At 69.2% G+C, this 19,431-nt stretch carries 19 protein-coding genes; 8 read left to right on the forward strand and 11 right to left on the reverse strand.

The window, feature by feature from the left end:
• Positions 1–31: 31 nt before the first annotated feature.
• The 3 genes from MEBOL_RS24610 to MEBOL_RS24620 all read right to left on the reverse strand — a co-directional run bounded on the left by MEBOL_RS24610 (position 32) and on the right by MEBOL_RS24620 (position 2,914).
• A complete protein-coding gene (locus tag MEBOL_RS24610; protein WP_095979745.1) occupies positions 32–1,927 on the reverse strand; it encodes a fibronectin type III domain-containing protein in 1,896 nt (631 codons plus the stop codon).
• A 167-nt stretch (positions 1,928–2,094) separates the two neighbouring features.
• Positions 2,095–2,520, reverse strand: coding sequence for a bifunctional (p)ppGpp synthetase/guanosine-3',5'-bis(diphosphate) 3'-pyrophosphohydrolase (locus tag MEBOL_RS24615; protein ID WP_095979746.1), 426 nt, complete (start codon positions 2,518–2,520; stop codon positions 2,095–2,097).
• Between the two features lie 16 nt (positions 2,521–2,536).
• Complete coding sequence (locus MEBOL_RS24620; protein ID WP_095979747.1) at positions 2,537–2,914, reverse strand: peptide chain release factor-like protein; 378 nt, start codon at positions 2,912–2,914, stop codon at positions 2,537–2,539.
• Positions 2,915–3,209: 295 nt separating this feature from the next.
• Here MEBOL_RS24620 and MEBOL_RS24625 point away from each other — a divergent pair, with 295 nt between their 5' ends.
• Positions 3,210–6,449, forward strand: coding sequence for an RCC1-like domain-containing protein (locus tag MEBOL_RS24625; RefSeq protein ID WP_095979748.1), 3,240 nt, complete (start codon positions 3,210–3,212; stop codon positions 6,447–6,449).
• A gap of 30 nt (positions 6,450–6,479) precedes the next feature.
• Here MEBOL_RS24625 and MEBOL_RS24630 read toward each other — a convergent pair whose 3' ends face one another.
• Positions 6,480–7,262 (reverse strand): alpha/beta fold hydrolase, encoded by a 783-nt coding sequence (locus MEBOL_RS24630; RefSeq protein WP_095979749.1) that lies wholly within the window; start codon positions 7,260–7,262, stop codon positions 6,480–6,482.
• Between the two features lie 86 nt (positions 7,263–7,348).
• On the opposite strand from MEBOL_RS24630, the gene MEBOL_RS24635 reads away from it, so the two are divergent.
• Positions 7,349–8,383, forward strand: a complete 1,035-nt coding sequence (locus MEBOL_RS24635) for an aldo/keto reductase (protein WP_095979750.1) — start codon at positions 7,349–7,351, stop codon at positions 8,381–8,383.
• 4 nt (positions 8,384–8,387) lie between these two features.
• Here MEBOL_RS24635 and MEBOL_RS24640 read toward each other — a convergent pair whose 3' ends face one another.
• Together MEBOL_RS24640 and MEBOL_RS24645 are read right to left on the reverse strand one after the other, a co-directional pair.
• A complete protein-coding gene (locus MEBOL_RS24640) occupies positions 8,388–10,043 on the reverse strand; it encodes a hypothetical protein (protein ID WP_095979751.1) in 1,656 nt (551 codons plus the stop codon).
• Entirely contained in the window at positions 10,040–10,861 is an 822-nt protein-coding gene (locus MEBOL_RS24645) for an ABC transporter ATP-binding protein (protein ID WP_095979752.1), read from the reverse strand. The genes MEBOL_RS24640 and MEBOL_RS24645 overlap by 4 nt, the downstream gene beginning before the upstream one ends.
• Before the next feature lie 190 nt (positions 10,862–11,051).
• On the opposite strand from MEBOL_RS24645, the gene MEBOL_RS44145 reads away from it, so the two are divergent.
• From MEBOL_RS44145 to purU, 3 genes are read left to right on the forward strand one after another with little or no spacing between them, the layout of a single operon-like run.
• Positions 11,052–11,288 (forward strand): (2Fe-2S)-binding protein, encoded by a 237-nt coding sequence (locus MEBOL_RS44145; RefSeq protein WP_095982980.1) that lies wholly within the window; start codon positions 11,052–11,054, stop codon positions 11,286–11,288.
• The gene (bfr, locus tag MEBOL_RS24655; protein ID WP_095979753.1) at positions 11,285–11,761 is read left to right on the forward strand and encodes a bacterioferritin; all 477 of its coding nucleotides are present in this window, start codon (positions 11,285–11,287) and stop codon (positions 11,759–11,761) included. The genes MEBOL_RS44145 and bfr overlap by 4 nt, the downstream gene beginning before the upstream one ends.
• Positions 11,762–11,774: 13 nt before the next feature.
• Positions 11,775–12,650 carry a formyltetrahydrofolate deformylase gene (gene purU, locus MEBOL_RS24660; protein WP_095979754.1) on the forward strand — a complete coding sequence of 292 codons (876 nt, stop codon included), beginning with the start codon at positions 11,775–11,777 and terminating at the stop codon, positions 12,648–12,650.
• A 27-nt stretch (positions 12,651–12,677) separates the two neighbouring features.
• Here the strand turns inward: purU and MEBOL_RS24665 are convergent, their stop codons facing one another.
• From MEBOL_RS24665 to MEBOL_RS24675, 3 genes are all read right to left on the reverse strand, one after another.
• On the reverse strand, positions 12,678–13,055 hold the full coding sequence (locus MEBOL_RS24665; RefSeq protein ID WP_095979755.1) for a response regulator: 378 nt from the start codon (positions 13,053–13,055) through the stop codon (positions 12,678–12,680).
• A gap of 95 nt (positions 13,056–13,150) precedes the next feature.
• A complete protein-coding gene (locus tag MEBOL_RS24670) occupies positions 13,151–14,110 on the reverse strand; it encodes an amidohydrolase family protein (RefSeq protein ID WP_095979756.1) in 960 nt (319 codons plus the stop codon).
• A 10-nt stretch (positions 14,111–14,120) separates the two neighbouring features.
• Positions 14,121–14,351: a hypothetical protein gene (locus MEBOL_RS24675; RefSeq protein WP_095979757.1), complete on the reverse strand. Its 231-nt coding sequence runs from the start codon at positions 14,349–14,351 to the stop codon at positions 14,121–14,123.
• Between the two features lie 291 nt (positions 14,352–14,642).
• On the opposite strand from MEBOL_RS24675, the gene MEBOL_RS24680 reads away from it, so the two are divergent.
• Positions 14,643–14,915, forward strand: coding sequence for a hypothetical protein (locus MEBOL_RS24680; RefSeq protein ID WP_095979758.1), 273 nt, complete (start codon positions 14,643–14,645; stop codon positions 14,913–14,915).
• Here the strand turns inward: MEBOL_RS24680 and MEBOL_RS24685 are convergent, their stop codons facing one another.
• The gene (locus MEBOL_RS24685; RefSeq protein ID WP_095979759.1) at positions 14,916–15,695 is read right to left on the reverse strand and encodes a TatD family hydrolase; all 780 of its coding nucleotides are present in this window, start codon (positions 15,693–15,695) and stop codon (positions 14,916–14,918) included.
• 11 nt (positions 15,696–15,706) lie between these two features.
• The gene (ggt, locus tag MEBOL_RS24690) at positions 15,707–17,476 is read right to left on the reverse strand and encodes a gamma-glutamyltransferase (protein ID WP_245918816.1); all 1,770 of its coding nucleotides are present in this window, start codon (positions 17,474–17,476) and stop codon (positions 15,707–15,709) included.
• A 213-nt stretch (positions 17,477–17,689) separates the two neighbouring features.
• Between ggt and MEBOL_RS41960 the strand changes: the two genes are divergently transcribed.
• On the forward strand, positions 17,690–17,863 hold the full coding sequence (locus MEBOL_RS41960; protein WP_170115583.1) for a hypothetical protein: 174 nt from the start codon (positions 17,690–17,692) through the stop codon (positions 17,861–17,863).
• 33 nt (positions 17,864–17,896) lie between these two features.
• Positions 17,897–19,333: a bifunctional UDP-N-acetylglucosamine diphosphorylase/glucosamine-1-phosphate N-acetyltransferase GlmU gene (gene glmU, locus MEBOL_RS24695; RefSeq protein ID WP_095979761.1), complete on the forward strand. Its 1,437-nt coding sequence runs from the start codon at positions 17,897–17,899 to the stop codon at positions 19,331–19,333.
• The last annotated feature ends 98 nt before the right edge of the window (positions 19,334–19,431 follow it).

Consider the following 19,431-nt stretch of genomic DNA (forward strand, 5'->3'; position numbering starts at 1 on the left):
CTCCGGGAGGCCCGCTCCCCGCGACGCGGGCTCAGTGCGTATAGGTGTAGTGGACCGAGTCGTACTGGGGTCCGGACTTCTCGTAGGTGAACCAGTACTCGAGCCTGCTGCCCGTGCTCAGGCCGCTCACGTTCTGCGTCCAGGTGCCGCCGCTGTTGGTCATGCGGAAGTTCTGCTGACCGCCTCCGTTGAGCGTGTAGTGCACGTCCACGTAGAGGGCGTTGGTGGTGGGCTTGAAGGAGATCTGCGCCTGGGTGCTGGACGTCTTGGTGACGTTGGCCGTGTAGTCGGGCGTGGTGTGGCCGCCGCCGCCGGTGGAGGCGCTGGTGGTGACGCTCACCGTATTGCTCGCCGAGGAGGTGTTGCCCGCCGCGTCGCGCGCCTTGACGCTGAAGGAGTACGCCGTGCTGGCCGCCAGGCCGCTCACCGTGAAGGTCGTGGCCGAGGTGGAGCCGGCCAGCGTCGAGCCGCGGTAGACGTCGTAGCCACTGACGCCGACGTTGTCCGTGGAGGCGTTCCAGGACAGCGTCACGCTGGTGCTCGTCTTGGACGGGGCGCTCAGGTTGGTGGGCGCGGTGGGGGCCTGGGTGTCACCCGGGTTGGTCGTGCCGCCGCCGTTCACCAGCGCGCCGGTGAAGGGGTTGAAGCGGTGGATGGCGATGATGAGCCAGCCGGTGCTCGACACGCAGTTCTCCTGCGCCATCCGCCAGTAGTTGTTGCTGGTGCCCTTGAGCGAGTAGGGGATGCCGCCGAGCAGCGTGCCACTCGTGCCCTGCTTCTTGATGATCTCGTCGATGATGGAGTCGGCCTTCGCCGTGTTTCCATTCATGTAGTGGGCGACCGACATGAAGGCGGAGCCCTCGAACCAGATGTCCGCGCACCGGTCTCCGTTGTAGTTGCCGTTCTGATCCTGGGCCGCCGCGCAGTCGTATTGCCAGTCGAAGTCGTACGCGGTGATGGTCGTGTTCTCGTAGGGCAGGGAGTGCACGTACTTGGGATCGGCGAGCGTGCCCACGCCCCGGGCGTTGTCGACGGAGGCGAGCGAGGCCTTGTAGTCGCGCGTGCCCGACAGGCCGAGCGCGAGGACCCCCCAGGGGTTGACGTCCAGGGGAACGTTCTGATCCAACAGGCCGGTGTTGTTCTTCCATCCCCCGTAGAAACGCTTCGTGGTGTTGTTCCACATCACGTTGTCGAGGAACTGCTTCGCCCCGTTGGCGGCGTCGTTGTACGCCGTCGAGCGGTCGGAGAACTTGCCCGCGTAGTAGCGGTAGATGTTGTAGATGTCCTGGTTGTGCTCGGTGGAGCTCCAGACCTCGTCCGTCCAGACGCCCTGGATGTCCCAGGTGGTCCGTCCGCCGGCGATGGCGCCGTTGGGCTTCTTGAACGTGAGCATCCAGTCCAGCGCCTTCTTGGCGGAGGCCTGGTAGGTGGTGCCGCCGTAGAGCTTCTCGTGGGTCATGTACGCCATGACGACCCAGGCCACCGGGCCCACGTGCTTGCGGATCTCCTCGCCGTAGCCGTTCCACCAGTAGGAGTTGATCCACGAGCCATCCGGATCCTGGATGGCGACCAGCTTGTTGAGCACCTTCTCCGCGCGCGCCCGGTCGCCCTTGTTCATGAAGGCGATGGCGGCCACGGCCTGGTCATACGTGTAGACGATCTGCTTGCGCTCGGTGGCGTTCCACCAGTCATCGAAGCTGTCGACGAGGCCGTTCAGGGCGAAGCCGTTGGTCAGATCCTGCTGCGCCTTGAGCCACTGGTACGCCCGATCCGAGGCCTGTGCCCGCTCCGCCGCGCTCAGCTCCTGGGCGGACAGCGCGGCCGGCTCGTTCTCTTCCACACCGGGGCCAGGGGGCACCCCACAGCCGAGGGACACCACCAGCGTGCCCGCGATCAGCTTCCGCACGGAGACAGGATTTCGAAGCATGTACACCCTCACCTTGGATGGAGATGGCCAACCCCGGCCTTCCCGGAGGGGCGGAGCACTTCCGCCTTTTTCTCCGTGAAACCGAATCTGGCGAATTATTCTCGAAAAGCGGGATGATTATGGAGGGTGCTCCCGCCTTGTCCAGATGGGGGCGGGACGATTCCTGATTATTCCGTCTTCAATCGGGCCCACGCGGCCCGGTAGCGGGCCAGGCGCTGAGCGTCCTTCTCCGTGAGGGCGGGCAGCCGGCGCACGTCCATGTTGTCCTCGAGGTCGGCGAGCTTCACCCGTCGCGCGAGCGGATGGGGACGCACGCGTTCGATGAAGGCCTCGTAGGCCTCGCCCTCGCGTTTGGTGAGGCATTCGAGCGCGCCCAGCACCTCCTCGGAGTAGCCGAGTCCGCGAAGCTGCTCGAGCGTGTAGGGCGAGTCCTCCACCACGTCGTGCAGGAGCGCCACCATCCGCTCCGTTTCCGTCTCCAGACGGAACATCACGCGCAGGGGGTGGAGGATATAGGTCTGCCCCGCCTTGTCGCGCTGGCCGCGGTGGGCCTCCAGGGCGAGGGCGAGGGCGTCTTCCAGGGTGGGGGGCATGAGCGGGGGGCCTCCTCTACCAGCCGTCCTTGTTGCCGCGCTGGGCCTTCTTCTCGCCCACGCGCTTCTTGGATTCCAGACGGCGGCGCTGTGAGCCCTTGGTGGGCTGGGTCTTGTGGCGCTTCTTGGGCACGAAGGTGAGCAGCTGGAGTCCCTCGCGCAGCCGCTCGAGCGCGACGCCCTTGTTCTGCACCTGGCTGCGGCGCTCGGTGGCGGAGACGGACAGCTCCGTGGGGGCATGGGTCAGCCGCACGCCGCTGGCGGTGGTGTTGCGGTGCTGCCCACCCGGGCCGGAGCCGATGAAGTACTCCACCTCGCAGGCCTTGAGCAGGGCGTCATCGTCCAGGGCGAGCGCCGCCAGCGCGGCCTGTCGGCGGGAAGGAGAGACGGTCATGGGAGTCACACCCTAGTCCTGTCCGGAGGTGTTGCGCAGCCGCCATGCCCGGCCCGCTCCCGCCCCCGGGCCGGACGACCCATGGAGTAGGATATGCCCATCTCCGCCCGGTGAGGCAGCCGGATGCGGACCTGGGTGATTGGGGGAGAGTCCCGACTCACCCAGTTGAGTTTCTCGCTGCTTTGCCCACATATGCAGGTTTTACAATTCCAAGACCACTTGAAAATACCGTGGCTGTGGAAAGACGCACCCCGGCTCTTCCCCCTGACATCCGGGTTTGAAGGAAAGGAAGTCCATGATGCGAAGCAGCTTTTCGAGAAGCCTCCTGGTCTCGCTCTCGATGCTCATGTCCCTGTGCTCCGCATGCGGCGATGCGATGGAGGAAGCACCCTCCAGGGGGGTCTCCCACCGGGGGCTGCTCGCCAGCGTCGGGCAGGACCCGACCTCCCATCTCGCGGGGGGGTTGAGCCATGTGCTGTTCGTCACGCCGGTGAAGACGCTGTGGAGCTGGGGCGCCAACAGCCAGGGCCAACTCGGGGATGGCTCGCTGACCCAGCGGCTCACGCCCACGCGGGTGGCGCTCTCGCGCGTGGAGGCCGTGGCCGCGGGCAACGTGCACTCGATGGCGCTGGACCAGGACTTCCTGGTCTGGACCTGGGGGGGGAATTCCGACGGCCAGCTTGGGGATGGCGGGAATTCGCAGCGCTCGACGCCGGCCCTGGTGTCGAATCTGACGAACGTGAAGGCCATCGCCGCGGGCAACGTGCACTCCCTGGCGCTCAAGTCCGACGGCACGGTGTGGGCCTGGGGCAACAATGGCTCGGGCCAGCTCGGGGATGGTTCCACCAGCGCCCGTTCCCGGCCCGTGCAGGTGTCGGGTCTGACGAATGTGAAGGCCATCGCCGCCGGGGAGTACCACTCGCTGGGGCTCAAGGAGGACGGCACGGTGTGGGTCTGGGGCGGCAACTTCTCCGGGCAGCTGGGAGATGGCACCACCACCTCCCGCGCCACGCCGGTCCAGGTGGCGGGCCTCTCGGGCATCGTCGCCATCGCGGGAGGCGGCTCGCACAGCCTGGCGGTGGCCACCAATGGCACGGTGTGGGCCTGGGGAGACAACACCTATGGTCAGCTGGGCACCGGGGGCTCGTCCTCGTCCTCCAAGCCGGTGCAGGTCCTGGGCCTCTCGAATGTCACCTTCGTCGATGGCGGCACGACCCACTCGCTCGCCCGGAAATCCGACGGCACGGCGTGGGCCTGGGGAGACAACAGCCAGGGGCAGGTGGCCCAGGCGGGCTCCGCGCTCCTGCGCTCCCCGGTCCAGGTCACCGGGCTGTCGGATGTCCGGACCGTGGCCTGTGGCAGTGCCTTCGCGCTGGCGCTTCGGGGGGACAACGCGGTGCTGGCCTGGGGGGCCAACGGCTCGGGGCAGTTGGGCAATGGCGGCGCGAGCTGGCGCCCCGTTCCAGCGCGGATCCAGAGCCTGTCCGGCGTGGATTCCCTCTTCGGGGGTGACCTGCACACCTTCGCGCTGCGCGAGGACGGCACGCTGTGGGCCTGGGGCGACAACACCTATGGCCAGCTCGGGGATGGGGGCGCTGTCACCCGCTTCGTCCCGGTGCAGGTGTCCCTGGCGTCCGTGCGGTTGCTCGCCGCGTCCAACTACCACTCCCTGGCGCTCAAGACGGATGGCACGGTGTGGGCCTGGGGGGACAACACCTATGGCCAGCTCGGGGATGGCACCACGGTGCCGCGCCCCACGCCCGGGGGGGTGCCGGGGGTGACGGGCGTCAAGGAACTCGCCGCGGGAACCTACCACTCGTTGGCGCTCAAGACGGATGGCACGGTGCTGGCGTGGGGGGACGACAACTATGGCCAGCTCGGCAGAGGGTCGACCTCCTACCTGCCGCGCTCGCCGGGGGCGGTGTCCTCCCTCTCGGACGTCGTCCAGGTGGCCGCGGGCACCTACCACTCGCTGGCGCTCAAGTCGGACGGCACCGTGTGGGCCTGGGGCCAGAATCTCTATGGCCAGCTGGGGGATGGCTCCTCCACGGCGCGCACCCTGCCCGTGCAGGTGTCGGGACTCTCGCGCGTCGTCGCCATCGCGGCCGGCCCTTCCCACTCGGCGGCCCTGGATCAGGACGGCAAGGTCTGGATGTGGGGGGACAACACCTACGGCCAGCTCGGGGATGGCACCACGGTGCAGCGCCTGGTGCCCGTGCGGCTCTCGAACATGGCGGACGTCATCACCGCGCTCTCCATCCGGGGCAACCACCTGCTGGCCCTGAGCACCCAGGGCACGCTCTGGACGTGGGGCCGCAACGCCACCGGACAGCAGGGCAATGGGACGAGTGTCGCGGAGCTCGTGCCCCGGCGCGTGCCGGGCTTCGTGCGCGTCACGGGCATCGCGGCCGGTGGCCGGTCGTCTTTCGCGCTGCGTCAGGACAAGACCGTCTGGGCCTGGGGAGACAACTCCTCAGGTCAGTTGGGCAATGGCTCCAGCACCGCCGTGTCCACTCCGGTCCAGGTGCTCGGCGCGCCGCGCCGCGTGCCGCTCGCCTCGGGCGCCAACCACGTCGTGGCCACCTTCTCCGACGGCACCCTGTGGAGCTGGGGCAGCAATTCCCACGGTCAGCTCGGCATCGAGGGCGTGGGCTCCAGTGACACGCCTCGCTTCGTCACCCAACCCCGGTGCCTCGAGGCCGTGGCGGCCGGGAGCACCTTCTCCCTGGCGCTGCAGTGTGATGGCACGGTGTGGGCCTGGGGTGACAACAGCGCGGGCCAGCTCGGCGAGGACCCGTCCACGCTTCCCCTGCGCATCTCGCCGATGCAGGTCAAGGGTCTCTCCAACGTCGTGGCCGTCGCCGCCGGGAGCGCGCATGCCCTGGCGGTGCGCGCCGATGGAACGGTGTGGGCCTGGGGAAGCAACACCTCGGGCCAGCTCGGCGAGAGCACTCCGGGCTCCTTCCGCTTCGCGCCCGCGCAGGTGAAGGAATTGCTCGACATGGTGTCGGTCTCGGCGGGAAGTGGCCACTCGTTGGCGGTGCGCGCCGATGGGACGGCCTGGGCCTGGGGAGACAACACCCAGGGGCAGCTCGGGGATGGCACCACCTCGCCGCGCACGTCTCCGCTCTTCCTGTCGGCGCTCCCGGAGCTCCAGTCCGTCACGGCGGGTGCCCAGCACTCGCTCGGACTGACGTCGGCGGGCGCGGTCTGGGCCTGGGGCTCCAATGCCTCCGGGCAGCTCGGGGATGGCACCTCCGCGTCCTCTCGTCCGAGTCCCTTCCAGGTGGCGGGCCTCTCGGGCATCACGTTCCTGGCGGCGGGTGACGCGCACTCGTTGGCGGGTTCTCCGAGCGGCGTCTGGACGTGGGGCTCCAATGCCTCCGGGCAGCTCGGGGATGGCACCACCGTGTCGCGCTCCGTGCCGGGGGCGGGGCCCGTCGCCGAGAACGTCACGGCGTTCTCCCTGGGGCACCACCACACCGCGGCGCTGCTCCAGGAGGAGACCTTCCTGAGCTGGGGCAACACCGACTGAGGCGTTCGCGCCGCTTCGGGGCGGCTCCCGCTAGGAATGGGCGCGCAGGAACTCGAGGAGGGGCGGGTTGACCACCTGGGGGTGCGTGAGGCTGATGGCGTGGGCGCCCTCGTGGACGGGGACGAAGCGCGTGCGGCCGGGCAAGGCGTCGTGGAGGACGCCGCCCTCGGAGACGGGGATGGCCACGTCGGCGAGCCCGTGGAACACGATGGCCGGACAGCGGATGTCCCCGAGCCGGGGCTGGATGTCATCGCGCTCGAGGAGGTTGTTGATGGCGGCCACGAAGGCGTCGCGGGGCGTCTGGCGCCAGCGGTCCATCCAGGGCGAGTAGAAGCGCTCGTCCCCGATGATGAGGCTCGCGTAGCTGCGCACGATGTTCTCCGTGGCGCCCGGGCTGCCCCACAGGTCGCGCACCTGCCGGTAGCCGGGCCCTTCCGCGGGGTTGAGGGTTCCGCTGGTGCTCATGAGCACGAGGCCGCGCACGCGCTCGGGGGCGCGCAGGGCCATGCGCAGGGCGCAGTAGCCGCCCTGGGACAGTCCGCCGATGAAGGCCCGGGGCAGGCCCAGGTGGTCCATCAGCGCGAAGGCATCGGCGGCCGAGTCGTAGAGGGAGAAGGGCCGGCCATCCCAGCGGGTGCGCCCCTGGGCGCGCGCGTCCCAGCGGATGACGCGGAACTCGGGAGCGAGCGCTTCCGCCTGCGCGTCGAACATGCGGCCGTCCATGAGGAAGCCGTGCGCGAGCACGAGCGCGGGGCCGGAGCCACCCGAGTCCTCGAAGTAGATGTCTTGATGATTGATGTGCGCGAAGGGCATGACGGTTTTCCACTCAACGCGTGGTGCGCGGAGGCGTGGCTCGTTAGGAGTGGCGCCCACGGAGGCTTTCGCGGGAGCGTCACGACATGGAGTACAGAAGACTGGGGAGTTCGGGTTTCAAGGTGCCGGTGCTGAGCCTGGGCACGGGGAGTTTTGGGGGGAGCAACGAGTTCTTCAAGGGCTTTGGCGACTCCGGAGTCGCCGAGGCCACACGGCTGGTGGACATCTCGCTCGAGGCGGGGGTCACCATGTTCGACTCGGCCAACACCTACTCCCAGGGCCTCGCCGAGGAGATCCTGGGGCAGGCCATCAAGGGCCGCCGCGACCAGGTCATCCTCTCCACGAAGGGGACGTTCCGGATGGGGCAGGGCCCGAACGACGTGGGCTCCTCGCGCTTCCACCTCATCCGCAGTGTCGAAGGCAGTCTCAAGCGCCTGGGCACGGACTACATCGACATCTACCAGCTGCACGGCTTCGACGCTTCCACCCCGGTGGAGGAGACGCTGGGCACCCTGGATGACCTCGTCCGGGCGGGGAAGATTCGCTACATCGGCTGCTCGAACTTCTCCGGCTGGCACCTGATGAAGTCCCTGGCCGTGTCCGAGAAGTACGGCTGGGCGCGCTACGTGGCGCATCAGGCGTACTACTCGCTCATCGGCCGCAGCTACGAGTGGGAGCTCATGCCGCTCGGGTTGGATCAGGGCGTGGGCGCCATCGTCTGGAGTCCGCTCGGGTGGGGCCGGCTGACGGGGAAGATCCGCCGGGGCGAGCCCCTGCCGGAGGTCAGCCGCATGCGCTCGGCGGTGACGGTGGCGAACGGTCCCCCGGTGGAGGACGAGTACCTCTACAAGGTGGTGGACGCGCTGGACGCGGTGGCCCAGGAGGTGGGCAAGACGGTGCCGCAGGTGGCGATCAACTGGCTCCTGCAGCGGCCCACGGTGGCCAACGTCATCGTGGGGGCGCGCAACGAGGAGCAGCTGCGCCAGAACCTGGGCGCGGTGGGCTGGAACCTCACGGCCGAGCAGGTGGCGCGTCTGGACGCCGCGAGCGCCACGACGCTGGCCTACCCCTACTTCCACCAGCGCGGCTTCACCGAGCGCAACCCGCCCCCCGTGCGCTGAGGCCTCACTCGCGGGTCACCGCGCGCAGCACCCACTCCTTGCGCTGTTCGAGCAGCCGCAGCGCGAGGGGGAGCAGCGCGCGGTAGAGGCCCAGGTTCACCCCGGCGCACAGGGTCAGCATCGCGAGCGTCCGGAGGTCCGGACCCTGGCCCCCGGCCAGGCGCAGTCCCCAGACGAAGGGGGCGCAGCCCACGCTCGCCGCGCCGATGCCCAGCATGGACGCGGTGAGGGGCAGCTTGTCGCGGCGCTTGAGGCTCGCGTGGAACTTCACGGGGAAGAAGAGGGACAGGAAGTTGCCCGCGGCGAGCAGCACCGGAATGACGGCGAGCACGGAGGCCATGGCGCACAGGAAGTCGAGCGCCGTGCCCCGGCCGAAGTACACCCGGTAGAAGACGCCCACGAGCAGGGCCATGCCGCCGGCCGCCGCGCCCTGCACCCGGTTCTTCGCCCGGAGCACGTCGCCCAGCTCCACGGGCGCGGCGATGAGCAGCGCGAGCCCGTGCCCGTCATAGGCGAACGTGTTCTGCGAGAAGGTGGAGGCCATCACCACCGCGCCGTAGATGCACAGGCCGCCCATCAGCCACGCGTCCGCGCTCGCGCCCACCGCGTACTCGAGCAGCCCGCGTCCCGAGGTGAGCTTGAGCAGGATGGCGAGCACGAAGGGCACGGCCGCGAGCAGGCGCGCACGGGGATTGCGCCACAGGTCCAACGCCTCGCGCACGAGCAGGGTGGTGAAGCGCGAGCGCGTGTGGGCGAAGGGGTCGCCATCCTTGGACACCTTGCCCACGGGCCCCGCGCGGCCCACGCCCCGGTGGAAGCGCAGGAGCAGCGCGTAGGCCAGCCCCAGGCCCATGAGGGTGAAGAAGAGCATGCCCAGGCCATCGGCGAGCGCGTTGTGCCGGTAGCCGTAGGACAGCTCCAGGAGCGCGTCGCCGAAGAGGCCCGGCGGCACCCGGCCCAGGGCGAGCGTCGCGTCGACGATGATCGCCATGTCCAGCTTGTCCACGCCGCCCTCGCCCACGGCCGTGAGCCACGAGGTGTCGATGGGGGGAATGAGCGAGGCGCCCACGAGGAACAGCACGAAGCCGCCGCCGAGCAGTTGGGCGCTGTGCTTCTCGCGCAGCACGTTGAGCACCACGTACAGGCCCACACGGCTCCAGGCGGCGTTGAGGAGCGCGAAGAGCACGTAGAGCAGCAGCGCGAACGCCTTGAGGCGCACCGGGTGCATGGACGCGTAGCCGAGCGCCGCGCCCGTCAGGGGGGCGTAGAAGACGAGCGCGCGGGGCTCCAGGAGGCTCGCCCCGGTGGAGGCGATGAGCAGCCGGAAGGGGGAGATGGGAAAGGCGGCGTAGCGGCTGAGCTCCGAGTGGTCATCCACGCCCGCGCTCATGAGGGGCCACGTCACCCACACCGCCGAGGTGGTGAAGCACAAGAGGTTGAGGATGAAGAAGGGCCAGACGTCGTTGTGGGCCACGGCCGGCAGGCGCATCAGCCCGTAGAACGTGACTCCCAGTCCCCAGGCCGGAGCGCTCGACAGGAGGAAGGCGCCCACGGCCCACAGGGGATGGCGCCCCGAGCCCTGGTTCAGGCCGATGTTCAGGCGCAGGCCCCAGAGCAGCCACAGGTGCCGGAAGAAGCCCGGCGCGGCGGGCCGGTTCACGCGGACCCCCGGCGCAGGGGGACGACCTCGGCGGGGGGGGCGTCTCCATAGAAGGACAGCTTCGCGTTGCGCGCGGCCGGCACGGAGATGAGCTTCTCGAAGACGGACTCCAGCGAGGCCGCGCCGTGGCGCTCCTTGAGCTCGTCCACGGTGCCTTGATCCAGCATCTTCCCGCTGCGGATGACACCCGCGTGGGTGGCCAGCCGCTCGGCGATCTCCAGCACGTGCGTGGTGAGCAGCAGCGTCACCCCCCGCCGGCTCAGCTCGCGAAGCAGCTCGCGGATGACGCCCGCGGCCAGCACGTCGATGCCCTCGAAGGGCTCGTCCAACAGCACCAGCTCCGGCGCGTGGATGAGCGACGCGGCGATGGCCAGCCGCCGCCTCATGCCCTTGGAGTACTCGGCCACGAGCGAGCCCGCCTTGTATGTGAGCTCCGTGAGCTCGAGCAGCTCCGCCGCGCGCGCGGCCGCCTCGTCTCCGCTCAGCCCGTACATGCGCCCACAAAAGGTGAGGTATTGCCGCCCGCTCAGCCGCTCGAAGAGGCTCAGCTCCTCGGGCACCACGCCCAGGCGGCGTTTGACTTCCAGGGGCCTGGCCACCGCGTCCACGCCGAGCAGGCGGATGTGGCCGGAGTCCGGGGCGTACACACCGGTGAGCAGCGCGATGGTGGTGGACTTGCCCGCCCCGTTGGGCCCGAGGAATGCATAGAAGGCGCCTCGGGGGATGAGCAGCTCCATGCCTTGGAGCGCGGTGAAGTCTCCAAAGCGCTTCACGAGCGCACGGGCGTCGACGGCCAGGTCGGAGGGGGGCGGAGTCATGGGGGACGTCCATCTGAGCCGACCCGGCCTCGGGCCAGCAACCCCCCCGCTCGCCCGCTCGCTGGGCGACCTCGGGCGCTGGGTGGCCGACGCTTGGGGCCAGGCCCGCTTGACCCGAGGGTTTTTGAAACCTATTCTCATTATCACTTGGTCGCCGCACGTCGCGGCCCATGTTGACCTGAGCCTTCGCATGATCGTCTGCCTCTGCCGTGCTGTTTCGGACCGGACCATTCGCGCCCGTATCGCCGAGGGAGCTCGGACGGTGGAGGAACTGGGCGATGCGTGTGGGGCGGGGACGGGGTGCGGCGGGTGTCACGATCAGATGACCCAGCTGCTCGGGGAGGCGCGGCAGACAAATACCGTACGTCCCGCGTGTCGTGAGAGTTGTGCGATGGCGACCCCACGGGTAGCTTCCGTGGCCCTATGAAAGGCCACCCCCAGATCATCGACCTGCTCAACGACGTCCTGACCACCGAGCTGACCGCGATCAACGAGTACTTCCTTCACGCGCGCATCGCGGACAACTGGGGGTACGAGCGGCTCGGAAAGAAGATTTACGAGGAGTCCATCGGCGAGATGAAGCACGCCGATCGCCTGGTCAAGCGCATCCTCTTCCTCGAGGGACTGCCGAACCTGCAGCGGCTGGCCAAGGTGAACGTGGGGGAGAGCATCCCGGAGATGCTCCGCCTGGACCTGGCCCTGGAGGCCGGCTCCCAGAAGCGCCTCAACGAGGGCATCGAGCTGTGCCGCACCCTGGGCGACAACGGCAGCCGCGAGGTGCTGGAGCGCATCCTCGAGGACACCGAGGAGCACATCGACTGGCTCGAGGGTCAGCTGGAGCTGATGAAGCAGGTGGGTGAGACGAACTACCTGGCCCAGCAGATCAAGAAGGAATCCTGAGCCCGGGGCGTCGATGCCATCCTCGGTTTCCATGAACACGGAGCGGGCCCGGCTCCTGCTGACGTGCGCGGACCGCCCCGGAGTCGTCGCGGCCGTGACGCAACTGCTCTATGAGCAGGGCGCCAACGTGGTCGACTCCCATCAGCACACCGAGCCCGACGATCTGCGCTTCTTCATGCGGCTGGAGTTCGATCTCCCCGGGCTCGAGTCGCGGCTGCCCCTGCTGGAGCGGGCGATGGAGCCGGTGGCCGAGCGCTTCGGTCTGCAGTGGCGCCTCACCCCCGCCGCGCGCGTCAAGCGCATGGCCCTGTTCGTCTCCAAGCAGGATCACTGCCTGCAGGAGCTGCTGTGGCTGTGGAAGAAGGGGGAGCTGGCGGCGCACATCCCGCTGGTGGTGAGCAACCACGCGGACGCGCGCGAGGTGGTGGCCCCCTTCGGCATCCCCCTGCACCACGTGCCCGTGACGGCCGAGACCAAGGTCTCGGCCGAGGCGGCCACGTTGGAGCTGATGCGGGAGCACCAGGTGGATCTCATCGTGCTCGCCCGCTACATGCAGATCCTCAGCGGTGACTTCATCACGCGCTTCGGGGGGCCCATCATCAACATCCACCATAGCTTCCTGCCGGCCTTCGTGGGTGCCAACCCCTATGCCCAGGCGCACACGCGCGGCGTGAAGCTCATTGGCGCCACGGCCCACTATGTGACGGCGGAACTCGACGCCGGGCCCATCATCGAGCAGGACGTGCACCGGGTGGGACATCGCAACGCGGTGGAGGAGCTGGTGCGCATCGGGCGCCGGGTGGAGCGCACCGTGCTCGCGCGCGCCGTCGCCTGGCATCTGGAGGACCGGGTGTTGCCGCACGGCAACAAGACCGTCGTCTTCGCCTGACCCACCCCTCGCCGGGGGGGGCATCGCCTAGTGCATCATGGCCACTTCCGGCGGGCCGATGATGCGCTGCACGGTCATGCGGACCTTGTCCAGATCCACGGGCTTGGAGATGTAGCCGGCGGCGCCCACCAGCTCCGCTTCCCACTCGAAGCCGTAGCCCGAGATGATGATGATGGGCAGCCCGCGCGCCCGCGGCATCTTCTTGAGGGCGTCCAGCAGCCCCCAGCCGCTCATCACGGGCATGCGCAAGTCCAGCAGCACGGCCTGGGGCAGGTCATCCTCCAGCCGATCAAGGGCTTCCCGCCCGTTGCTGGCCTCAATCGTGCGGTAGCCCATTTCCTCAAGGGCATCGCAGATCAGCGTGCGGTGGCTCGCGTCGTCGTCGACGACCAGGATGTAGGACATGAAGGGGCCTCGAAGCGTGTCCGGTGGCGAAGGCGGATTCTATGGGGGGCAAGATGCGAACGGCTTGTCAGTTGCGGAAGGGGGCTGCGTGCTTTTCAACATTCCCCGTAGAGCTTCAAGGCATTGCCCCCGAGGATGCCTGCCTCCACCTCGTCCCCGAGCTTGAGAGCGAGGAGCCGTCGCAGCTCGCGATCCCAGGCGTAGGGCAGGTGGGGGAAGTCCGTCCCATAGAGGATGCGCTCGGGACGGACTTCCAGCAAGCGGCGAGGCGGCATCACCGGGAAATAACCGGCGAGCGCCATGGTGGTATCGAGCCACAGGGTGTCATGGCGCTCGAGGAGCCGGGTGTAGGCGTCGAACTCGTCCGCCCCCAGGTGGGGCACGCAGAGCTGGAGGCCGGGGTGCGCCTGGAGGACACGCTCCACGCGTTCGGCGGAACACAGGGCGTGCACGTCGCATTGGTAGTGGGGGCTGGCGGGCTCGCGGCCCGCGTGGAGCACGAGGGGCCGCCCGGCCCGGGCGCAGGCCTCGTACACCTCGTGGAGCTCCGGCGCGTCCGGGGCGAAACACTGCACGTGGCAGTGCAACTTCACCCCCTTGAGTCCCGCGGCGAAGGCCTCGGTGAGGATGTCCACCGCGCCCGGCTCCCCGGGGAGCACGGTGGCCAGCCCCAGCACACGCGGCTCGGCGCGGGCCACCTCGGCGATGTAGTGGTTGAGGAAGCGCGCCATGCCCGGCTTGTGGGCGTAGTGCAGCGCCACCACCCGGTGGATGCCTCGTGACAGCAGGAAGGACAGCACCTGGGGGGTGTGCAGCTTGTAGCGGATGGGCCAGCCGTACTGCTCGAACCAGCGCCACACGGCCTCGAAGACCCCGTCCGGGAAGAGGTGCACGTGGGCATCCACCACGGGAGGCAGCCCCTCGGGCAGCCTCGCTCCCTCCTCGTCGCCGAGGGCGGGAAGTGGTGGGCGGCCGGGCTCGCCGGGCGCGAGCCACCCGGCGCTACCCAGGCAGGCGGGGAGTGTGTCCGAGGCATCCATCTCCGAGGCGTTCATGCCCGGCAGGCTACTTCTTCTGGGACTTCGCCTCCTCGGCGGGCCGATCCAGGCGCCGCAGCAGGGTGTTCTGCGAGTAGCCGGAGCGCTCCAGACGCTGGGTCTCGATGAGATCGGCGACCTTGGTGCACACCTGGCCGAGCACGCGCAGGGACTCGGCCAGGGCCTTCTCCACCTGGTCCTGCGCGTCCGCTCGCTTGATGATGGTCCGTTCGCGTCGGAACAAGGAGGGCAACTTCATCCCGCTCAATCTAAGGGATGGCGTGCGCCGGGGCCACTGTCCGGGTCCGTTGACAGACCGGGCGGTCGGCGAGGGCCGGGGCATCAACAGATTGACTGACCAGCAAATTTACAACCCCCCTCTGGAGGGGGTCGGCCGGAGTGGTTGCGAGGAGAAACGTTGCCCAGCTGACCCTTCGGGGGCTTTTCACTAATTTTCAGCCGGGGGGATGACGCACCGCGGGTTTGTGGTTAATCTGTCTTCCTCACTTCCCGGCATCCGGCCGGGACGGTCGAAAGGGGGAACTGCGCGATGGCTTACGACGGCGAATTGGTGAAGATGGAAAATGGCCGCTGGGCGCGGTTCCAGCGCTGCCAGGTGTACCGCCCGGGCGTCGAGGACGCGGGCGAGACGATGATGTTGATCGCGGTGGAGTTGGACGAGCGTTACCAGCTGTTGTTGGACGAGGCGGCGGAGTCGCTGGCGGACTACCGGCACCGGGGCATCCCCGTGCAGGCGACGCTGGACGACACGGCGCAGCGGTTGACGCTGCATCCGGAGTCGGCGGTCAGCGCGTTGCACTAGTCAGCGTGGACGGTAGAAGCGCGCGGCGTTGTCATGGGCCACGCGCTTCACCACGCGCTCGGAGAGCTTCGCCTTGGTCAGCAGGTTGGCCACGCGCGCGAGCCCGAGGATGTCGCCGGCGCCATCGCCGGCATCCGAGTTGAGCACCAGCCTCTCGCTGCCCAGCCGGCGCACCAGCGCCACGGCGCGTTCGGCCTTGAGTGCCTCGGGGTGCAGGGTCAACCCCGCCCAGTGTCCACAGCCGAGGATGTTGCGCACGGTGCGGCCATTGGCATGGTCCACGAGCACGCGCGAGGGGCGCACGCCGGACTCGCGCAGGAGCGTGAGCAGCCGCCGGGTGTGGCGCTCCTTGTCGAGCAAGGGGGTGTGCACCACCACCCGGAGCTTGAGCTGACGCGCGAGCGCGAGCTGCTCGAGGAAGGCCTCCTCCTCCTCGATGCCGCCCGCGTGCAGTCCCGTCTCCCCCAGGGCCACCACGCGGCCTCCCCGGAAGTAGTCCGGCAGGTGGGAGAGCACCTCGGACAGGCCCCGGCGGGGGATGCACCGCGGGTGTACGCCCAGCGCCGCCCAGGCGCGGATGCCCAGGCGCTCCAGCCGCGGCAGTTGCCGCTGCACCAGGTCGTCGAAGTGCTTGCGCAGCGCCTTGGGCGTGGGCTCGGGCAGGTGGTGGGCCACCACGAGCGCGTGCTCCACGCCGAAGAAACGCATGGACTCGAGGTCCTGATCGCTCAGGGCCTCGGGGTGGAGGTGCGCATCGAAGAGCTGGAGGAGTTCGCCCACGGTGGTGTGCCTCAGTCCTGGCCGAGCGCGGCGCCTTCGTTGCGCGGATCGCTCGCCGCGCTGCGCAGGTTCGTCTGGGGATCGCTGTGGACCGCCTCCGCGTCGCCCCACGCGGGAATGTGGCGGAGCTTGTGCCCCTTGGCCTCCAGCAGCCTCAGGGTGGCGGGCTCCAGGGCGTACTGATCCACCCACAGCTCGTCCGGCAGGTACTGGTGGTGCAGCCGTCCCTGGCCCACCGCGCGTGTCACGTCCATGCCCTGGTCCACGACGTTGGAGATGACCTGGATGACGGTGGTGGGGATGGTGGAGCCGCCGGGGCTGCCCACCGCCAGGATGACCTTCTTCGGGTCCTCCTTGGAGAAGACGAGGGTGGGGGCCATGGAGGACAGGGGCACCTTGCCCGGGGCGATGGCGTTGGCCTCGCCGCCCACCAGTCCGTAGGCGTTGGGCACGCCGGGCCGGGCGGAGAAGTCATCCATCTCGTCGTTGAGCAGCACGCCGGTGCCCTTGGCGACCAGGCACGAGCCGAAGCCGTAGTTCACGGTGGTGGTGAGCGCCACGGCGTTGCCGTCCTTGTCGATGACGGAGATGTGCGTGGTGTTCTTCTTGTCGGCGGGGGCGTGGGAGGGGTCATACCAGGAGCCATCCGGCTTCTGGAGCGTGGACTCCCCCGCGCCCTCCACGGGCGGCAGGAGCGAGGCGCTGGAGGTGGCCTTCTTCGGATCGATGCTCCCGGCCAGGTCCGCCAGGTAGCCCTGTGAGGTGAGGCGCTCCATGGGAATCTTCACGAACGCCGGATCTCCCAGGTACTTCGTGCGGTCCACGTACACGCGCCGCACCGCCTCGGCGTAGAGGTGCACCTCCTCCGCGTCCCGGAACGTGAGGCCCTGGGGGCGCAGCTTCTCCAGGGCGCCGAGCACCTGCAGCACCGCGAGTCCGCCCGCGCTCGGCGGCGGCATGGTGAGCAGGCGGTGGCCGCGGTAGCTGCCCTCGAGCGGCTCCTGGGCGCGCGTCTTGTAGGCCTTCAGGTCCTCGCGGGTGAGCAGTCCGCCGCCCTTCTTCACCGTGTCCACCACCGCCTGGCCGATGGCGCCCGTGTAGAAGGGCGCGGCGCCGCTCTTGGCGAGCGTGGAGAGCGTGCGGGCCAGGTCCGGCTGCTTCACGAGGTAGCCGACGGGCGGCACGTCCGGCTCGCCCGCCTCGTTCCTCGCGAGGAAGATGCGCGCGGCCTCGGGATCCTGGCGCAGGCAGTCGCGCCGCAGCTTCGCCACGGCCTGGTACTTGGGCGTCACCCAGAAGCCCGCGCGCGCCGCCTCGATCGCGGGCTGCAACACCACCGCGCGCGGCAGCTTGCCGTGCTTCTCCACCAGCTCCAGGTAGCCGGCCACCGCGCCGGGCACCGCCACGCTCAGCGCGCCGTCCGTGGACAGCCCCGGCACCACCTTGCCGTCCTTCACGTACATGTCGCGCGTGGCCGCCTGGGGCGCCACCTCGCGGAAGTCGAGCACCCGCGTGCCGCCCGTCTTCGCGTCGTGCACCAGCGCGAAGCCGCCCCCGCCCAACCCCGAGTGGTAGGGCCCCACCACCGCCAGCGTGGTGGCCGCCGCCACCGCCGCGTCCACCGCGTTGCCCCCCTTCTGGAGCATCTTGAGCGCGGCCTCGCTCGCCGCGGGGTGGGCCGTGGCCACCGCTCCACCCCGGTACGGCCTCGCCGCTCCCGCGGGAGCCGCCGCCATGAGCAGCGCCAACGCCAGCGTCCACCGGTTCCGGTGGGACCACATCTTTACCGTATCCACGTGCCACGCCTCCGTCATGGGCCGTGACTCGGCCCTTCCCGTCTCGGGGGTCCTGGAGTATCCCGACCGCCGCCCGGACTCACCACAAACCATTTCATCCCGAAGTGTCCGGCGGGCGCCAACGGTCCTGGACCGTGATTGGACCCGCCGGGGGACGCGAGGCATCGTGGCGCGGCTCCGTGTGGCGCCGGGGGGAACATGAACGCCGAACCGAAGACAGTCCAACCGATGTCACCGCCCGCCGAGGCCGCCGTGACGACGCTCTTCCTCAAGCCCACATACGGCATCACCGTGCAGCGCAATACGCTGGCGGTGTCCGTCATGGCGCATCCCGAGGAGGTCCGGGCACCCCGCCCCCACGCTCGCGGTTGACGCGCCCCCAAGCCGTCCCTAGTTATCGCGGACATGACGACTCCTCTTGCGGCGGTGGTGCTGTGCGCGGGGAAGGGCACCCGGATGCGCTCGGAGAAGGCCAAGGTCCTTCACCCCATCCTCGGCAAGCCTCTCTGCTTCTATCCCCTGATGCGTGCGCTGGAGCTGGGCGCCTCCCCGGTGGTGCCGGTGGTGGGACACCAGGCCGCCGAGGTGGAGCGCTCCGTGCGCGCGCTCTTCCCCGCGGGCCCCCTGCGCTTCGCGCTCCAGAAGGAGCAGCGGGGCACGGCGGACGCGGTGCGCTCGGCGGAGGAGGCCCTCAAGGACTTCTACGGCCGGGTGCTCATCCTCTACGGGGACGTGCCGCTCGTGCGCCGCGAGACGCTCGCCGCGCTCGTCGACGCCCATGAGCGGGGCGGCGGGGTGCTCTCGCTCGTGTCCACCCGGCTGGAGGATCCCACCGGCTACGGGCGCGTCATCCGCGAGGGCGGCAAGGTGGTGCGCATCGTCGAGCACAAGGACTGCACTCCCGAGCAGCGTCAGGTGCGCGACTGCAACGCCGGCATCTACCTGGTCGACTCCTCCTTCCTCTGGAAGGCGCTGGCCAACATCCGCAGCACCAACGCCCAGGGTGAATTCTACCTCACGGACCTGGTGGAAATGGCCGCCGCCCAGGGCCCGGTGCCCTCCATCGACGCGGACTTCAACGAGACGGCCGGGGTGAACGACCGCGTGGAGCTGTCCGCCCGCGCCAGGGACTTGCAGACGCGCATCAACATCCACCACATGCGCAATGGCGTCTCCCTGGCCGACCCCGCCACCACCTACATCGAGGAGGGCGTCACCATTGGCCCGGACACCGAGGTGGGGCCGAGCGTGAGCCTGACGGGCGCGACCGTTGTGGGGCGCAACGTGACCATCGCCCAGGGCTGCGTGCTGCACGCTTCCTCGGTCGCTGACGGAACGACCCTCAAGCCCTACACCGTGCTGGAGGAGGCCAAGGTCGGCGAGCGGTGTATCCTGGGGCCCTTCTCGCGGCTGCGTCCGGGCACGGACCTCGCCGAGGAGGTGCATCTGGGCAACTTCGTGGAGACCAAGAAGGCGCGCATCGGCAAGGGCTCCAAGGCCAACCATCTGGCCTACCTGGGCGACGCGAAGATTGGCTCCGGGGTGAACGTGGGCGCTGGCACCATCACCTGCAACTACGACGGAGTGAACAAACACCTCACCGAGCTGGGGGACAAAGTGTTCATTGGCTCGGACACCCAGTTGGTGGCCCCGGTGAAGGTGGGCGACGGTGCCTATGTCGGTGCGGGCACCACGGTGACGAAAGATGTGCCCTCGGGGAGCCTTGCCGTGTCTCGGACGCCGCAGGTCAACCTGGAGGGGTGGGTGGAGCGGAAACAGGCCCGGATGGCCAAGTCCGCGGAAGCAGGCCCGGTCAAGTCGGACAAGGTGTCGGCGGGGTAGTGGCGTAGGTCTTGCTTGTCATCAGGGTGACGGGTGTCGCCCAGTGCAGTGAACCATTCCCCGCGCCCAGGCGCGGGGGCCTTGGGCGTGAGAGAGGT

The organism is Melittangium boletus DSM 14713 (assembly GCF_002305855.1).
In the GTDB taxonomy this organism is placed as follows: domain Bacteria; phylum Myxococcota; class Myxococcia; order Myxococcales; family Myxococcaceae; genus Cystobacter; species Cystobacter boletus.

What these genes read in the sequence shown, in the direction of transcription:
- MEBOL_RS24635 (WP_095979750.1), top strand. Translation starts at nt 7,349, where the DNA reads ATGGAGTACAGAAGACTGGGGAGTTCGGGTTTCAAGGTGCCGGTGCTG.
- glmU (WP_095979761.1), top strand. Translation starts at nt 17,897, where the DNA reads ATGACGACTCCTCTTGCGGCGGTGGTGCTGTGCGCGGGGAAGGGCACC.
- MEBOL_RS24610 (WP_095979745.1), bottom strand. Translation starts at nt 1,927, where the DNA reads ATGCTTCGAAATCCTGTCTCCGTGCGGAAGCTGATCGCGGGCACGCTG.
- MEBOL_RS24625 (WP_095979748.1), top strand. Translation starts at nt 3,210, where the DNA reads ATGATGCGAAGCAGCTTTTCGAGAAGCCTCCTGGTCTCGCTCTCGATG.
- MEBOL_RS44145 (WP_095982980.1), top strand. Translation starts at nt 11,052, where the DNA reads ATGATCGTCTGCCTCTGCCGTGCTGTTTCGGACCGGACCATTCGCGCC.
- MEBOL_RS24645 (WP_095979752.1), bottom strand. Translation starts at nt 10,861, where the DNA reads ATGACTCCGCCCCCCTCCGACCTGGCCGTCGACGCCCGTGCGCTCGTG.
- purU (WP_095979754.1), top strand. Translation starts at nt 11,775, where the DNA reads ATGCCATCCTCGGTTTCCATGAACACGGAGCGGGCCCGGCTCCTGCTG.
- MEBOL_RS41960 (WP_170115583.1), top strand. Translation starts at nt 17,690, where the DNA reads ATGAACGCCGAACCGAAGACAGTCCAACCGATGTCACCGCCCGCCGAG.
- MEBOL_RS24630 (WP_095979749.1), bottom strand. Translation starts at nt 7,262, where the DNA reads ATGCCCTTCGCGCACATCAATCATCAAGACATCTACTTCGAGGACTCG.
- MEBOL_RS24670 (WP_095979756.1), bottom strand. Translation starts at nt 14,110, where the DNA reads ATGAACGCCTCGGAGATGGATGCCTCGGACACACTCCCCGCCTGCCTG.
- MEBOL_RS24680 (WP_095979758.1), top strand. Translation starts at nt 14,643, where the DNA reads ATGGCTTACGACGGCGAATTGGTGAAGATGGAAAATGGCCGCTGGGCG.
- MEBOL_RS24675 (WP_095979757.1), bottom strand. Translation starts at nt 14,351, where the DNA reads ATGAAGTTGCCCTCCTTGTTCCGACGCGAACGGACCATCATCAAGCGA.
- MEBOL_RS24665 (WP_095979755.1), bottom strand. Translation starts at nt 13,055, where the DNA reads ATGTCCTACATCCTGGTCGTCGACGACGACGCGAGCCACCGCACGCTG.
- MEBOL_RS24615 (WP_095979746.1), bottom strand. Translation starts at nt 2,520, where the DNA reads ATGCCCCCCACCCTGGAAGACGCCCTCGCCCTCGCCCTGGAGGCCCAC.
- MEBOL_RS24620 (WP_095979747.1), bottom strand. Translation starts at nt 2,914, where the DNA reads ATGACCGTCTCTCCTTCCCGCCGACAGGCCGCGCTGGCGGCGCTCGCC.
- bfr (WP_095979753.1), top strand. Translation starts at nt 11,285, where the DNA reads ATGAAAGGCCACCCCCAGATCATCGACCTGCTCAACGACGTCCTGACC.
- ggt (WP_245918816.1), bottom strand. Translation starts at nt 17,476, where the DNA reads ATGTGGTCCCACCGGAACCGGTGGACGCTGGCGTTGGCGCTGCTCATG.